Raw genomic sequence first — 14,776 nt, 5'->3', positions numbered from 1 at the left:
GAACTGGGCAAGGCGCACGGATGAGGCGCGAGGATTCTATGACAGAGCGTGATGAGCGCTGCGGGGTGGTCGCCGTTCTCGGTGCTCCGAACGCAGGCAAATCCACATTCGTGAACCTGATGGTGGGCGCCAAGGTTTCGATCGTTACCCACAAGGTGCAGACCACCCGCGCGCGGATTCGCGGCGTGGCGATGAATGAGGGTACACAGATCGTTTATGTGGACACCCCCGGTATCTTCAAAGCGAAGCGCAACCTCGACAAGGCGATGGTGACCGCGGCCTGGGACGCAATCGACGGTTCTGACCTTCTCCTCCTGATGGTCGATGCGCCGGCCTATCTCTCCACCATGAACGATGAGGCGTCGCCTGCGGCGTTGAAGTCCGCGGAGGATACTGACCGGATCGTTGAGACGCTCAAGGCCAATAAGGCCAAAGCAGTCCTTGTCCTGAACAAGATTGACCGGATGCCGCGCCAGCAGCTTTTGAGGCTAGCCGAGGCGTTCAACGAAGAAGGCGTCTTCACCGACACCTTCATGATCTCCGCGAAGAAAAAGCGGGGTACGGATGACCTCAAGGAATGGATCGCGGAGCAAATGCCGGAGGGTCCCTACCTCTACCCTGACGACCAGCTCTCGGACATCAACGACCGGATGATGGCCGCTGAGGTCACCCGGGAGAAGCTGTTCCTGCGCCTCCATGAAGAGCTGCCTTATAGCCTCACTGTGGAGACTGACCGCTGGGAGCGGACCAAGCGCGGTGAGCTGCGGCTTGAGCAAACGATCTATGTCGACCGGGACAGCCAGAAGAAGCTGGTCCTTGGGCACAAAGGCCGGTCGATCGCTGCCGTCGGCAAAGGCGCGCGCGAGGAGATGCAGGAGATCTTCGGCGAGACCGTGCACCTCTTCCTCTACGTCAAGGTTCGCGAGGGCTGGGCCGAGGACAAGGAACGCCTACGGAATATGGGCCTCGAGGTCTGAGACCCTCTACCTGATGAACGTCAGAAGGCTGACGACCACGGTGATCAGCGAGAGTGCGCTCGCGATGATTGACCCCGTCGCAGCGCCGAGCGCGAAGACACTTGCTTTGACGAGACGCCCACGTTGAGTCTCCGCAACCACGCCGCCTCGGTAGCTCGTCGCGAAATCAACGAGTACGGTGCCGACCAGGAGCAATACTCCAATCAGCGCCATTTGCTTCTCCATCAAGGGCATCAGCATCGTGGCGATGAGCGTCAGCGCCATGCTCGGCACGATCGATGCCATGTGCAGGCGAAGGCGCGTGACCCTGTCCGTTCCCGCACCCCACACCCGGACCACCTGAGAGATGAAGCCGTGGGCGATCAGGTAGAGGAAGGGGAGCGTGGCGGAGTAGACGCCGATGATCTCCTGAGCGACCTCGGTTTCCATCCCGTCGAATTCTTCCATGTCCTGACCGTCGGCGAAGCCTTTCGAGAAGCCTTCGAAGAACGCGGTGTCTTCTCCTGCCCAGAAGAAGCTCAAAAACCCGAGAAGCGTGAGGATCGAGAATACCAGACGGACGGACGGGGTATACTCTCCCCGCCAGTCAGCACGCCGCGCGGCTTCGAAGACCCGCGCGGGCCGGATGACCATGTCGCGGAGCGTCCTGAGCCCACGAACATTGAGGCCGAAAAGGTCTTCGACCAGTTCGTCGGAGCCAAGCGATTGGCCATGCGGGTTGCGCTGATCCATGCCGCGAATGTATCGCTCATAGAACAGTGCGCAAGGGAGGCGGCCTTATGGAGTGGCGAGACGACGCGATCATCCTGACCAGCCGTCCCCAGGGCGAAAACCACAGTATGCTGACAGCCTTTGCTCGAGAGCGAGGGAAGGTGTCGGCCCTGGTCTATGGCGGGCAGGGCAAGGGCAAGCTCCCGCTTCTTCAGACCGGGAACGGGGTTGAGCTACGCTGGCGCGGGAAGACTGCGGATAGTCTTGGAAACTTCGAAGTCGATCTGATTGAGCCGCGCGCTGCCCATGCGTTTGCGGATCGGCAGGCCCTCGCTGCGATGACCGCGACGGCTGAGCTTCTCCTCCATGTCCTGCCGGAGGGGGAGGGTGTGCCCGGTCTCTTCGAGGCGACCGAAGTGCTGTTCGATAACTTCGGTGAGCGGATGATCTGGCCGCTGGTTCTCGCGAAGTGGGAAGTGGGCCTCCTCCGTGCGCTTGGTCACGGGCTGGCGCTCGACCGGTGCGTGGCGACAGGGACGCTTCTCGAGGATGGGGCGGAGCTCTGCTTCGTGAGCCCGAAATCAGGCGGGGCTGTCAGCTATCAGGCAGGTCTGCCGTATAAGGACAAGATGTTCCCGCTGCCGCCGTTCCTGATCGGGATGGGAGAGCCGACCGAAGGGGACGTGAAGGCGGCGCTCAAGCTGACCGCACACTTCCTGCGCGAGCGCCTCCTGCTGCCGATCGGGAGGGAGCTGCCCGAGGCTCGGGAGCGGTTGGCAGGGCGGCTTTAGCGCCGCCGCGATCACGGTAACTCTGGCCTGACCATAAGGTGCACCGCGCGCCGTTTTCCGCTAAGCGCACCGCTTCATGCTGACCATCGGCCCACATCAGATCGACACGCGGGTACTGCTCGCGCCCATGTCCGGCATCTCGGACCTGCCCTACCGGCAGGAAGCGCAGGCGGCTGGCTGCAAGTATGTGGTCTCCGAAATGGTCGCGTCGGAGGAGCTCTCGCGGGCTCGGCCTGACGTGGTTCTTCGCGCGGCAATGGATGATGGCGAGCCCCTGCGGGTGCTTCAACTCGCCGGGCGCGAAGCCAAATGGATGGCCGAGGGCGCCAGGATCGCCGAGGGCCTTGGTGCGGAAATCATCGACATCAATATGGGCTGCCCTGCGCGTAAGGTGACGGGGCTGCTGTCAGGCTCCGCCCTGATGCGCGACCTCGACCATGCCGAGAGCCTGATCAAGGCGACGGTTGGTGCAGTCTCGGTGCCTGTGACCCTGAAGATGCGCCTCGGCTGGGACTGGCAAAGCCTGAACGCCGATGACCTCGCCCAGCGCGCCGAGGCGGCCGGTGTGAAGATGCTGACCGTCCACGGCCGGACGCGCTGCGACTTCTACAAGGGCACGGCCAACTGGGATGCTGTCCGCATGGTGAAGGAAGCGACGTCGCTTCCCCTGATCGTCAATGGCGACATCGAGACAGCTGCGGATGCGCGGGCCGCGCTTGAGGCATCGGGCGCGGATGGTGTCATGGTCGGGAGGGCCGCTGTCGGGCGTCCGTGGCTGCCTGCCGCGATGGACGGTGCTCTGCGAAATGGCGGGGAAATCGTGCCTCCTCCCTTCGAGGAGCGAGGCGAGATGGCGCTTCGCCATTATGAAAAAACTGTTAACCATTATCGCGAGGGGCACGCGCAGTCTCCAGAACGCGGGCTCGACCTGGGCGTGCGGATGGCGCGGAAGCACCTCGCCGCTTTGGTGGATTCCACCAATGAATTCCCGCAGGAGTTGAAAACTCAGGCGAAATCGGAGCTCTGCCAGGAGCGGGATCCTGCAAAGGTCGCAGCCCGGCTCGCAGGCCTCTTCGGCATCGAGCGGGCGAGGCTGGCAGCGTGAGCGGAGGAGCCGGGGAACCGCATGAACGCTTGATCTCGACTCACGAAAGTGCGAGTGATGACGTTACAGGGAAACGGCAGGTGCAAGGCCAGCGCGCAGATGACCTGAAGGGCGGGACGACGGAGGGGCAGCCGTCGCCCGCCCGATTCATTTGGACCTTCTTCATCGCTATCATCCTGTTCGCCGGGGCTTCGCTGATCGGCTTTGCCGTGTCGGAGCAGGTGCCCCTCGAGGACGTGGCGCCGCTGCCTCTCCCGCTACCGGTGGTCTTTGGGCTGATGGCAGGGACGGCGTTCGTCCTTGCGGTCTTGGTGCTCGACAGGCTGTGGGACCTCTATCGGACCCAGCGGCAGCGGCTTTCAGGTGCGAAGATGTACCGCCGGCTCGCGGCGCTCCTCTCTTCGGTGGCGCTGATCCCCGCTGCCGTGGCCTTTACATTGACGGGCGCGCTGATTGGTTCGCTTGCGGATGACTTCTTCGTGGACCGCATCGAGAGTTCGACCACGGTCGCGAGGAACCTCGCCAACGCGTATGCAGATGGTGTCTCGCGCCAGATGGGCTTCTCGATCCTGCTGGCTGAGCGAGAGCTTTCCCGGGCGATCCTCGGGGGCATCTCGCCGGAGACCTCGCCAATCGGCTACCGGAAGTATCTGAGCGGCCTGGCGACGATCTATCAGTTTGATGAGCTCGCACACGTGGGCCCTGATGACAGAGTGATCGTCAGGACCTCTCTGAGTGCCATGCCGCCTCAGCCGCTTCCCCCGCGTACGAGCCTTTCGGGGAATTCGTCCGTCGAGGGTGTGGCGCGGGTGAGCTTTGGCGCGGTCGATCCTGAGAACCTCGAAGTCTACTACATCGTCATCCCTATCCGCGGCGGGCAGGACGGGTTTCTCGTCGGCTACCGGCAGGAGCAGCCGCAGATCGCTAATGAGCTGGTCGCGGTGCGAGCCTTCCGTGACGAGAGCCGTGAGCTCCGTACTCGGATTACGGACCTGATCTCCGTCGCGAACGCGGGCTTCATACTTCTCTCCGTGGTGCTGTTGCTGGGCGCCGCCTGGGTTGGCCTTCTCGTGGCGAACGCCATTGTCGGCCCGGTTCGCAGGCTGGCGACGGCGGCGGAGCGTGTCTCATCGGGCGACTTCGAAGGCAGGGTCGAGGTCAGGAAGAGAGACGGCGAGCTTGGCGATCTCGGCCATGCCTTCAACGAAATGACCGAGCGGCTGGCGCACCAGCGCGAGGACCTGATCGCTGCGGGTGAGGAAGCAGAAGACCGGCGCCGGTTCATCGAGACAATGCTGGGCGTCATCCCTGCAGGAGTGATCAGCGTCGACCACGACGGCACCATCGGCCTGGCGAACGCCTCTGCTGAGGCTATTCTTGGTTCGGAGGAACATGCGCTTCACGGCAAGAGCATAGCTGATGTCGTTCCCGCCATCGGCCGCATCTTCGACTTTGCAAGGGTCACCGGGCGGGGCGGGCGCGAGAGCCTTGAGTGGACGCAGAATGGAAACGTCCGCTCCCTGATCGTCGAGGTTTCGCCTGAGACCGATCATGGCGAAGGAACCGCAGGCTTCGTGATCACCATCGAAGACATCACCGAGCTCGTCACCGCCCAGAGGACGGCGGCCTGGGCAGACGTGGCGCGCAGGATTGCTCACGAGATCAAGAACCCGCTGACGCCGATCCAGCTCTCGGCCGAGCGCCTCAGGCGGCGGTATGCCGAAAGTCTCGACGGGCGAGATCGTGAGATTTTCGATCAGTGTACATCGACAATCATCAAGAATGTCGGCGACATTGGCCGCATGGTGACGGAGTTCTCAAGCTTCGCCCGGATGCCTGAGCCGATCATGGCGAGGAACGACCTGCGCGAGATCGCGCGCGAGGCCATGTTCCCCTTCGGCGTGGCGTTCCCGCAGATCACCTATGTCGCGGAGATGCCTTCAGAACATGTCGAAGTGCTCTGCGATGGTCGCCTGATCCTCCAGGCGCTGACCAACCTCATCAAGAATGCCTCCGAAGCCATCAGCGAGGCGGACGGCGAGAAGCCGGGGAAGGTCGAGGTGGAAGTCATCCACGAGCGGGCTGGCGCGCGCATCGAGGTCAGGGACAACGGCAAGGGCCTGCCAGAGAAGCTGCGGCACCGCTTGACCGAGCCCTATATGACGACGCGCGAGAAAGGGACGGGCCTTGGGCTTGCTATCGTGCGCAAGGCCATCGAGGACCATGACGGCAGCTTCGAGATTCGCGACCGTGCAGAAGGCGGTGCGGTTGCATCGCTTTTCCTTCCGGCCTTGCCTAAGAGGGGCGACGGACGCGAAAGAGCATCGGCGCAGGATCTGACGCCGAAGGAGGAACCCGCACTTCATGGCCATTGATGTCCTGATCGTTGATGACGAGCCGGATATCCGCGACCTGATCGCGGGGATCTTCGAAGACGAAGGGTTCGTGCCCCATACGGCTGCGAACAGCGACGATGCGTTCGAACTCGTGGCCCAAAGGCCGCCGGCGTTGGTGATCCTCGACATCTGGCTCCAGGGTTCACGCCTTGATGGGCTCGGTGTGCTCGATGAGTTGCGCTCGCTCCACCCCGGCCTGCCGATTGTCATTATCTCCGGTCACGGCACCGTCGAGACGGCGATCGCGGCGATCAAGAAGGGCGCGTACGATTTCCTCGAGAAGCCTCTGTCGGCGGACCGGCTGGTCCTGACCGCGCGGCGCGCGCTGGAACGGGCGCATCTCCAGCGTGAGAATCGTGCCCTGCGTGAGAAATCGCGTGACCTGACCCTAATCGGCAAGAGCCCGGTGATGGCCCAGCTCAGAAGTTCCATCGAGAGGATTGCCCAGTCGAAGAGCCGTGTGCTGATCGAAGGGCCGGTGGGTTCTGGCCGTGAGCTAGTGGCGAGGACGATCCATGCGCGCTCGGACCGTGCGGACAGGCCGTTCGTGGTGGTCTCTGCTGCTGCGATTGAGCCAGACCAGATGGAGGAGTCGCTCTTCGGGATCGAAGGCGATGACGGACGGCCGCGCAACATCGGCCTCCTCGAGCAGGCTCATGGCGGCACGCTCCTGTTCCAGGAAGTCGGCGACATGCCGATCGAGACCCAGAGCAAGATCCTCCGGGTTCTGATCGATCAGTCCTTCAAGAGGCTCGGCGGCTCGGTGCCGGTGAATGTCGATGTGCGGATCATCTCGACCTCGTCGGAAGACCTGCTGGAGGCGTCGGAAGAGGGGTCGTTCAGGAAGGACCTCTTCCACAGGCTATCGGTCGTTGGGCTCAAGACACCATCGCTCGGCTCGCGGCGTGAGGATATTCCTGCGTTGGCGGAGTACTTCCTCGACCAGCTTTCAGGCGGCTCACGGGAGCGGACGCCGTTCTTGAGCCAGGAGGCGATGGCTGCGCTTCAGGCTTACAACTGGCCCGGCAATGTGCGGCAGCTGCGGAATGTCCTTGAGCGGACGATCATCATGGTTGGCCGCGGTGAGGGGCGTGAGATCGCGATTGAGCACCTCCCCGATGAGATCATCGGCGCGGGCCCTGCGCTGCCTGCTGGCCCTGAGATGGAGCAGATCATCGCGCTGCCCTTGCGTGAGGCGCGGGAGCGGTTCGAGCGGGAATATCTCCTCGCTCAGATCGGTCGGTTTGGCGGCAATATTTCGAAGACGGCAGGGTTTGTCGGCATGGAGCGCTCAGCCCTTCACCGGAAGCTGAAGGCCCTCGGCATCGGGGCCAAGGACATCAAGCCTAAAACGTCGGAGTAGAAATCCGCCTCCTGATTATTGGAATGCGTCTTCGAGGAAGTGGCCGAACAGGTGATAGGACCTGTCGCGCGCGAAGCGGTTGAACTGAAGTCCGTTCTCCGGCTGGTTCGCCGCCTCGTTGGTGAAGGCATGGGTGACATTGCCGAAGGTGTAGAGCTGCCAGTCGGCCTCGCGCTCTGTCATCTCCTGACCAAATGACTTGAGATCGTCAGGCCCCGCCATCGGATCGGCGAAGCCTTGGAAGGCGATGACCTTCGGCTTGATCGCGCCTTCGCCGGGCTTGTCCGGCTTGCCAAGGATCGCGTGGAAGGCACCAACGCCTAAGAGCGGCGCGTTCGTCCGCGCCATGTCGAGGACCGACAGGCCGCCGAAGCAGAAGCCTGCCGCTGCGATCTTCCCGGCATCGGTCTCCGGCTGGGCCGCGAGGGCGTCGAGGTTGGCACGCAGGCGGGTCTGGAGCTTGTCCCGGTCCTGAACCAGCGGCGTCATCAGCTTTTCGTTCTCTTCGTTGGAGCCGCCACGGACGCCCTTGCCGTAGACGTCGCCAGCCATGGCCGCGTAGCCGTGGGAGGCGAGGGTTTCGGCGTAGGCTTCTTCGTGGGCGGCGCGGCCAGCCCATGCGTGGCAGATGAGAACCGTGCCCTTGGGCGCGCCGTCAGGAAGCACGAGCTTGCCTTCAAAGGTCTGTCCGTCGGCGTCGAATTCGATGAGGCGCGAAATGGTCATGGCGATCTCCCTTTGGCTCAGGAGCTATGCGCCTCCGCCTCTCAGGCAAGGGTGAGCGGCGGGCCGATCAGGTAGACGGCTGCGGTGGCGGCGCAGAGGTATGGGCCGAAGTGAAGCTCGCCCTTCATCACATCGGACCCTTCGTTCCTGAACCGTGTGGCGAGAACGAAGAGGAGCCCTGCGAGGCTGGCTGCTAGAAGGATAAAGGGGAGGGCCGACGCTCCGCACCATGCGCCGCCTGCTGCGACGAGCTTCACGTCACCTCCGCCAAGGCCCTCCTTGCCGCGAAGCTTTCTGAAGCCAAAGGCGAGGAGCCAGAGAGCTCCCCCGCCGATGACAGCGCCGAGGACGGCGTGGAGGAGGGGCGGTCCGTACCCGAGAGCGCTCACGCCAAGGCCGATAATGATCAACGGCAAGGTCAGGGCGTCCGGCAAGAATCCTGTTTCGGAATCGATGACAGCGAGCGTGAGGAGAAAGAAGAGAAGGACACCGGCGAAAAGTGCCTCGGGTGTCGCTCCGTACCGCCAAGCTACCCAGGCGCCGGCTGCAGCGCCAAGCGATTCGGTGAGCACATGGCGGTACCCAATCCGGTTGCCGCAGCATTCGGCGCGCCCGCCCAGGTAGAAAAAGCTCACGATGGGGACGAGGAGGAGGGGCTTGATGGATGCTCCGCACCCCTCGCAACGGGACCGTCCGGTGAGGAAGTCATCGGGTAGCCCCTGCGCCGCAACAAGGCCCCATCGACGCGGCCCGCGGCTCGCCACGACGTTCGCGAAGCTTCCGAGGAGAGCGCCAAAACAAGCGCCTAGGAGAGTTGCAGCGATGTTCATCCGTGGGGCTTTCCTCGAACTCCGTAGGCGAATCAACCGGCCGATCCTGCAGCGCATGATGTGACGTGGTTAACACGTCACATTCTTGAATCCTGACTGTGACGGAACTGACAATGAAGTGTCATCCGGCTGTCGCACCCCGTCCCTATCCGCGCCCTAATGCGTTTTTTGCGCGCCTTTTCGTCTGACTGCCTTTTTCGGGGGCCTATCCATGAAGATTCTTTCCATCCGTTCCGGACTTCTGCTCGGTGCAGCAGCTGTCGGTCTCGCCGCTTGTGACAGCGGTGGCGACATTGAAAGCACCGGCGTCGTCGCGCCGATCAACGTCACCATCGGTGGTGGCTCAGGTGGCGGCGGCGGCGGTGGTGCGACCGCTGACGGCGTTGTCGACTTCACGTCGAACGCCTGCCCGACCGGCACGGCCGAAGGCACCATCACCTCGAACGGCATCGACATCACGGCCTGTCTCATCGACACCGCGTCGCCGCTGACCAACGACCTGACCCTGACGGCAGGCAATGCGTACGGCTTCTCCGGCACGCTCTTCGTTGGTGAGAACCAGCTCGACGCAGCCGCTGGCACCACGGTCACCACGGGCGTCACCCTGACCATCGAGCCAGGCGTCGTCGTCTTCGGCGCAGCTGGGGAAGACGCACTGGTCGTCAACCCGGGCTCGTTCATCGAAGCTGACGGTACCGCGACTCAGCCGATCATCTTCACCTCGGCGACCGACCTTGAAGACGCTGACCAGGCCACCACTGACCTGACCGCAGTTGCTGCAGCTTCCGACGGTCTCGTCCGTGGTTCGTCCGCAGCCAGCGGCGAGTGGGGCGGCATTGTCATCAACGGCCTCGCTCCGATCAACGACTGTGACCAGGCTGACCTCGGTACCGCAGACTGCACCAAGTCCGGTGAAGGCGGCTCGGGCAGCTTCGGTGGCACGAACCCGGCTGACAGCTCGGGCTCCATGGAATATGTCCGCGTTCAGTACCCTGGCTTCCTCTTCTCGTCGGACGACGAGCTGAACGGCATCGCGCTGCAAGGCGTCGGCTCGGGCACCACGCTCTCCTACATCCACGTCCACAACTCCAAGGACGACGCTTTCGAATGGTTCGGCGGCACGGTTTCCGCTGACCACCTCGTGGCCACCGGCGCTGGCGACGACAGCTTCGACTGGACCGATGGTTGGACCGGCTCGCTGCAGTTCGGCGTCATCGTTCAGAACAAGCCTGAGTCTGGCGACCCGCGCGGCTTTGAAGGCGACTCGAACGGCGACTTCCCGAATTCCTCGCCGCGCTCGATGCCAAACATCGCCAACGTCACCCTCGTTTCGGAAGGCAATGGCGACGACGGCATGAAGATCCGCCGTGGTTCGGCTGGCATCTACGCCAACATCATCGTTTCCGGCTTCGGCGGCAACGGCCTCGACTTCGACACCGGTGGTTCGGAAACCCCGCGCTTCGAATCGATCTACCTCGCTGGCTCGGGTTCCGACGCCACCGACAGTGATGCAGCTTCGCTGTTCGACGCTGGTTCGAATAACGTTCGCGGTTCGGCGACCCTCCCGGGTATCTTCTCGATCGCCGAGACCCGTGCTGTTCTGGCAGCTGATCTCGCTGACGACGACGACAACGACGCTGACCTCCCGGTCGCTGGCCTCGAAGAAGTCCTCTACATCGGCGCCTTCGCTGACTCGGTTCAGAGCTACGAAGACAGCTGGCTCTTCGACTGGGCTCTCGAGATCCCTGAGTTCGACAACGTCAACATCGCCGACGACTGCCCGGCAGGCACCTTCGTGTCGCAAAACACGACCGTTCCGGCTGGCCGCACCGAGAGCAACGTCTGTACCCTGCCGAACCTGGTCGAGGGCGACCTCTTCCTCCCGGCTGGTAACCTCTACGAGCTCGACGGCACCGTGTTCGTCGGTGAAGACGCTGGCGCAGGCGTTGATGCTGCTAGCACCAACGACGACGCTGCAACCGGTCGCCTGACCATTGCTCAAGGTGTCACGCTGTTCGGTTCGAACGGTCCTGACGCTCTGGTCGTCACCCGCGGCAGCCAGATCATCGTTCAGGGCACTGAAAACGCTCCGGTCGTCATGACCTCGCGTCAGGATGTCCTTGGTCAGACCGTTGGTCGCGGCCAGTGGGGCGGCCTGGTCATCAACGGCCGTGCACCGATCAACGCTTGCGAATACAGCAGCATGGGCACCGTTCGCCCGGCCGTCTGTGAGAAGGAAGGCGAAGGCGGTTCTGGCTTCTTCGGTGGCGAGACTGCAGCTGACGACAGCGGCCAGATCGAGTATCTCCGCGTTTCCTACGCAGGCTTCCTCTTCGGCTCGGACGACGAGCTGAACGGCATCGCCTTCCAGGGCGTTGGTTCGGGTACGGAAGTCTCCTACATCCAGGTCCACGCCAACCAGGACGACGGCATCGAGTTCTTCGGCGGCACCGTCTCCGTTGACCACGCTATCGTCACCGACGCAGGCGACGACGCCTTCGACTGGACCGACGGTTGGCAGGGCAACGCCCAGTACGTCATCCTCGACCAGCTCGAAGACGGCGGCATCTCCGGTGACCCGCGCGTCATCGAAGCTGACTCGAACGGTTCGTTCCCTGACCGTGATCCGCGCTCGTCGGCTGTCATGGCCAACGTGACGGTCCTCGCAGCAGCCAACGGTGAAGATGCCATGCGCATCCGCCGCGGTACCGACCTCGACATGTACAACTCGGTTGTCGTTGGTCAGAATGCTGATGAAGGCCTCGACTTCCGCGCTGACGGCACGGCTGTTCCGGACTTCTTCTCGGTCTACATCGTCGACTTCGCTTCGGTCGCCAACGCAACGGCAGTGTCCTCGGGTGTCTTCCCGGGTGCCGCAGGCAACAACAACGTTGATGGCGAAGCTGCCTCGCAAGACTCGACGCTGAGCGTTGCCACCGGCGCTACCGTCGCTCTCGTCCCGGGTGCGAACGAGAACGCTGTCACGCCGACCACGCTTCCCGCTGGTCTTGATGCCAACGGTTCGGGCTTCATTGGTGCTGTCGAAGACGCCGCTGACACCTGGTACCTCGGCTGGACCGTCGCTCTCTAAGAGCCACCAACGCACCGGCGGCGGATTCTCCGCCCCCGGTGCATTTTCATTTCGGTGCTCCAAGAGCAGATGAGGATAAGATGAACAGATTGACGTCAACGACATCGGCCACGGCGCTCCTCGCGTCCGCCATGATGTCCGTGGGCGCGGCCTCGGCGCAGGATGCGCCTGCCGTTCCCGAAGTGGGTGACGAGATCGTGGTTCGCGGCGTTTTCGTTCCTGACGAGAAACGCGCCACCGCAGAGATCGCAAGCGTTCTTGACGCTGAAGACTTCACCCGCGCAGGCGACAGCGATGTCGCCGCCGCCATCGCCCGTGTCGCCGGTATCTCGGTTGTCGACGGCAAGTTCCCGGTCGCCCGCGGCCTGAACGAGCGTTACCAGTCGGCCACGGTGAACGGTGTTCCGCTTCCGTCGCCCGAGCCGCTTCGCCGCGCCGTGCCGCTCGACATCGTGCCGACGCGTATTCTGGACGGTTCGCTGACCCAGAAGACCTACTCGCCTGAGTTCTCCGCTGAGTTCGGTGGTGCCGCCATCGACCTTCGCACGGCTGCGGTTCCGGACGAGAACTTCCTGATCCTGTCAGCCTCCGGCTCCTACGACACGGTGACGAGCCTTGATGACGGCTTCTTCTATAACGGTTCGGACACGGACGTGTTCGGTTATGACGATGGTCTTCGCGACCTGCCGTCGATCGTTGAGCAGGAGGTGCTCGCAGGCCGTAACTTCCTGACACCAGAAGCTGCCGCTTCGTTCGACAATGTCGACACGCTGGTGATCACTGAGGAAGAGACCCCGCTCAACGGTTCGGTCTCAGCAACCCTCGGCGGCCTTCTCGTGGACAATGCCGACCTTCAGATCGGTAACGTCACCTATGTGGGCTACTCGGACGAGTTCCAGACCCGCGAAGGTGTGCAGGATCGTTCGTTTCTTCAGAACGGCGTCTTCAATACGACGAGTGAGCAGGCACGTCTCGACTATCTCGAAACCCGCCAGGAGGTTGCCTTCAACCTCTTCTCGACCACAGGCGTCGAGTTCGGCGGTGGTGACCACTCCATCAAGTCGACCAGCTTCCTTCTCCGCAACTCGCTGAAGCGTGCGCGGGCTGGTGACCGGGTCGACCAGCAGGAGTTCGGTGACGCCGAGCTGCGCGAGGAGTTCACCGAATTCGTCGAGCGCCAAGTCTGGCAGACCCAGCTCGCTGGTGAGCACCTGTTCCCGGACCTGGGCGACATCGGCGTCAGCTGGCGTGTTGCTTACGGTGAAGCCGAGCGTGATGCTCCTTATGAGCGCAACACCCTGCGTCGCCGCGCGCAGCTGTCGGACATCATTCCGTCCACGGATCCTGCTGACGATCGTGAGATCTTCGCTTACCAGAACTCGCTTTCGGGTAACTCGATCCGGTTCTCGAGCCTTGAGGACACGAACTTCTACTCTGGCCTCGATTTCGAGCTTCCGCTCTATCTCGGCGACCGCGAAGTGACCCTCAAAGCCGGTACGGCTTACACGGACAATAGCCGCGATACGTCGCTGCGCGTCTTCCGTGTCCAGCAGGGCCCGAACGCTGTTGGTGGCCTTGGCGAGCTTGCGGCTCTCCGCACCGATCTTCTCTATCAGGACGAGATCTTCGAGACGGGCCTTCTGCAAATCATCTCTGCAACGAACCGCCTCCTCCCCGACACGACGGAAGCCTCCCTCGAAGTCAACGCGGTCTACGGCCTGGCTGACATCGAGCTCAACGACTTCCTCCGCGTCTCGGTCGGCGGCCGGTTCGAGGACTCGACCCAGCAGACGGCGACCTTCGAGAGCGAAAACGTCTCTCCGGCTGCTGACGAAATTGTCTCCCTCGAGGAAAGCTACTTCCTCCCGGCGGCGACGGTGACGTGGAACCCGGTGGGTAACCTTCAGGTTCGTGCCGGTGTGTCGAAGACGATTACGCGTCCCCAGTTCCGTGAACTGGCGGGTACGGAATTCCTCGACCCGAACCTCGATGTTCCGCTTCTCGGTAACCCGTTCCTCGTGAACTCCGAGATCTTCAACGTTGATGCCCGGGCAGAATGGTACTTCTCGCGCGGTGAGTTCGCGACCCTCGGTGTCTTCTTCAAGGACATCGACAACCCGATCGAGCGTGTCGCCACGACCCGCGAGTCGGGCGTCACGACTTTCGTCAACTCTCCATCTGCAGAGCTTTACGGCGCTGAGTTTGAGTTCGAGAAGCGCTATGACCTCGCACGGTTCGGCGACTTCTGGGCCGATCAGGAGATGATCTTCGTCTACAACTACACGTACACGGATAGCTCCGTCGGTGTGGATGGCGATGTGATCCGCCCGGTCCAGTCAGACGGCACGATCCGCCCGGACATCCAGGAAGCCGAAGACCTGCTGGTCGACGGTCACACCCTCGAGGGCCAGTCGGACCATCTGATCAACCTGCAGGTTGGCCTTGAGAACATCGACACGGGCACGACCCTGACGGCGCTTCTCAACTACGCCAGCAACCGGACGATCCTCATCGGTACGGCGCAGCAGAACGGCACGGACCGCGTTGTCGAAGACGTCCCCGTCCTCGTCGACCTCGTCTACCGCAAGCCGTTTGAGCTGAAGGGCACTGAGTTCGTCCTCGGCGCGAAAGTCCAGAACATCCTCGGCCAGGAGTTCGACACCTTCCGCGAAGACAATAATGGCGACCTTCTGCCGTTCATCAGCTTCGACCGCGGTCGCATGTTCTCGGTCAGCCTCTCGGCTGAATTCTAAGAACCGGCGATCCTGCCAACGATCACGGGGCCC

The 14,776-nt window shown here is 62.8% G+C and carries 10 protein-coding genes; 7 read left to right on the top strand and 3 right to left on the bottom strand.

All coding sequences use genetic code 11. The features are described 5' to 3' along the window. Positions 1 to 38 precede the first annotated feature (38 nt). Positions 39 to 977 carry a GTPase Era gene (era, locus tag HK107_RS12400; protein ID WP_173200242.1) on the top strand — a complete coding sequence of 313 codons (939 nt, stop codon included), beginning with the start codon at positions 39 to 41 and terminating at the stop codon, positions 975 to 977. A 6-nt stretch (positions 978 to 983) separates the two neighbouring features. Here the strand turns inward: era and HK107_RS12395 are convergent, their stop codons facing one another. Further along, complete coding sequence (locus HK107_RS12395; RefSeq protein WP_173200240.1) at positions 984 to 1,709, bottom strand: hypothetical protein; 726 nt, start codon at positions 1,707 to 1,709, stop codon at positions 984 to 986. 47 nt (positions 1,710 to 1,756) lie between these two features. On the opposite strand from HK107_RS12395, the gene recO reads away from it, so the two are divergent. From recO to ntrX, 4 genes are all read left to right on the top strand, one after another. After that, on the top strand, positions 1,757 to 2,479 hold the full coding sequence (gene recO, locus HK107_RS12390; protein ID WP_173200238.1) for a DNA repair protein RecO: 723 nt from the start codon (positions 1,757 to 1,759) through the stop codon (positions 2,477 to 2,479). Between the two features lie 76 nt (positions 2,480 to 2,555). Then, a complete protein-coding gene (dusB, locus tag HK107_RS12385) occupies positions 2,556 to 3,584 on the top strand; it encodes a tRNA dihydrouridine synthase DusB (RefSeq protein WP_173200236.1) in 1,029 nt (342 codons plus the stop codon). 80 nt (positions 3,585 to 3,664) lie between these two features. After that, positions 3,665 to 5,959: a sensor histidine kinase gene (locus tag HK107_RS12380; protein WP_173200234.1), complete on the top strand. Its 2,295-nt coding sequence runs from the start codon at positions 3,665 to 3,667 to the stop codon at positions 5,957 to 5,959. Further along, complete coding sequence (ntrX, locus tag HK107_RS12375) at positions 5,949 to 7,343, top strand: nitrogen assimilation response regulator NtrX (protein WP_173200232.1); 1,395 nt, start codon at positions 5,949 to 5,951, stop codon at positions 7,341 to 7,343. Before HK107_RS12380 ends, ntrX begins: the two co-directional genes overlap by 11 nt. Positions 7,344 to 7,358: 15 nt before the next feature. Here ntrX and HK107_RS12370 read toward each other — a convergent pair whose 3' ends face one another. Both HK107_RS12370 and HK107_RS12365 read right to left on the bottom strand, forming a co-directional pair. Then, positions 7,359 to 8,069 (bottom strand): dienelactone hydrolase family protein, encoded by a 711-nt coding sequence (locus HK107_RS12370; protein ID WP_173200230.1) that lies wholly within the window; start codon positions 8,067 to 8,069, stop codon positions 7,359 to 7,361. Positions 8,070 to 8,110: 41 nt separating this feature from the next. Beyond that, on the bottom strand, positions 8,111 to 8,899 hold the full coding sequence (locus HK107_RS12365; RefSeq protein WP_173200228.1) for a prepilin peptidase: 789 nt from the start codon (positions 8,897 to 8,899) through the stop codon (positions 8,111 to 8,113). A gap of 211 nt (positions 8,900 to 9,110) precedes the next feature. Here HK107_RS12365 and HK107_RS12360 point away from each other — a divergent pair, with 211 nt between their 5' ends. Both HK107_RS12360 and HK107_RS12355 read left to right on the top strand, forming a co-directional pair. After that, positions 9,111 to 11,990: a hypothetical protein gene (locus HK107_RS12360; RefSeq protein ID WP_173200226.1), complete on the top strand. Its 2,880-nt coding sequence runs from the start codon at positions 9,111 to 9,113 to the stop codon at positions 11,988 to 11,990. A gap of 80 nt (positions 11,991 to 12,070) precedes the next feature. Further along, entirely contained in the window at positions 12,071 to 14,743 is a 2,673-nt protein-coding gene (locus tag HK107_RS12355; RefSeq protein WP_173200224.1) for a TonB-dependent receptor domain-containing protein, read from the top strand. The last annotated feature ends 33 nt before the right edge of the window (positions 14,744 to 14,776 follow it).

It is taken from the genome of Parvularcula mediterranea (genome assembly GCF_013085255.1).
In the GTDB taxonomy this organism is placed as follows: domain Bacteria; phylum Pseudomonadota; class Alphaproteobacteria; order Caulobacterales; family Parvularculaceae; genus Parvularcula; species Parvularcula mediterranea.
The sequence above is the reverse complement of the archived record's forward strand: the minus strand, read 5'-3'. Positions and strand labels throughout refer to the sequence as shown.

Bases quoted from the DNA above. Each gene is read 5' to 3' on its own strand.
- ntrX (WP_173200232.1), top strand. From the start codon at position 5,949: ATGGCCATTGATGTCCTGATCGTTGATGACGAGCCGGATATCCGCGAC.
- HK107_RS12395 (WP_173200240.1), bottom strand. From the start codon at position 1,709: ATGGATCAGCGCAACCCGCATGGCCAATCGCTTGGCTCCGACGAACTG.
- era (WP_173200242.1), top strand. From the start codon at position 39: ATGACAGAGCGTGATGAGCGCTGCGGGGTGGTCGCCGTTCTCGGTGCT.
- HK107_RS12365 (WP_173200228.1), bottom strand. From the start codon at position 8,899: ATGAACATCGCTGCAACTCTCCTAGGCGCTTGTTTTGGCGCTCTCCTC.
- HK107_RS12360 (WP_173200226.1), top strand. From the start codon at position 9,111: ATGAAGATTCTTTCCATCCGTTCCGGACTTCTGCTCGGTGCAGCAGCT.
- recO (WP_173200238.1), top strand. From the start codon at position 1,757: ATGGAGTGGCGAGACGACGCGATCATCCTGACCAGCCGTCCCCAGGGC.
- HK107_RS12370 (WP_173200230.1), bottom strand. From the start codon at position 8,069: ATGACCATTTCGCGCCTCATCGAATTCGACGCCGACGGACAGACCTTT.
- HK107_RS12355 (WP_173200224.1), top strand. From the start codon at position 12,071: ATGAACAGATTGACGTCAACGACATCGGCCACGGCGCTCCTCGCGTCC.
- dusB (WP_173200236.1), top strand. From the start codon at position 2,556: ATGCTGACCATCGGCCCACATCAGATCGACACGCGGGTACTGCTCGCG.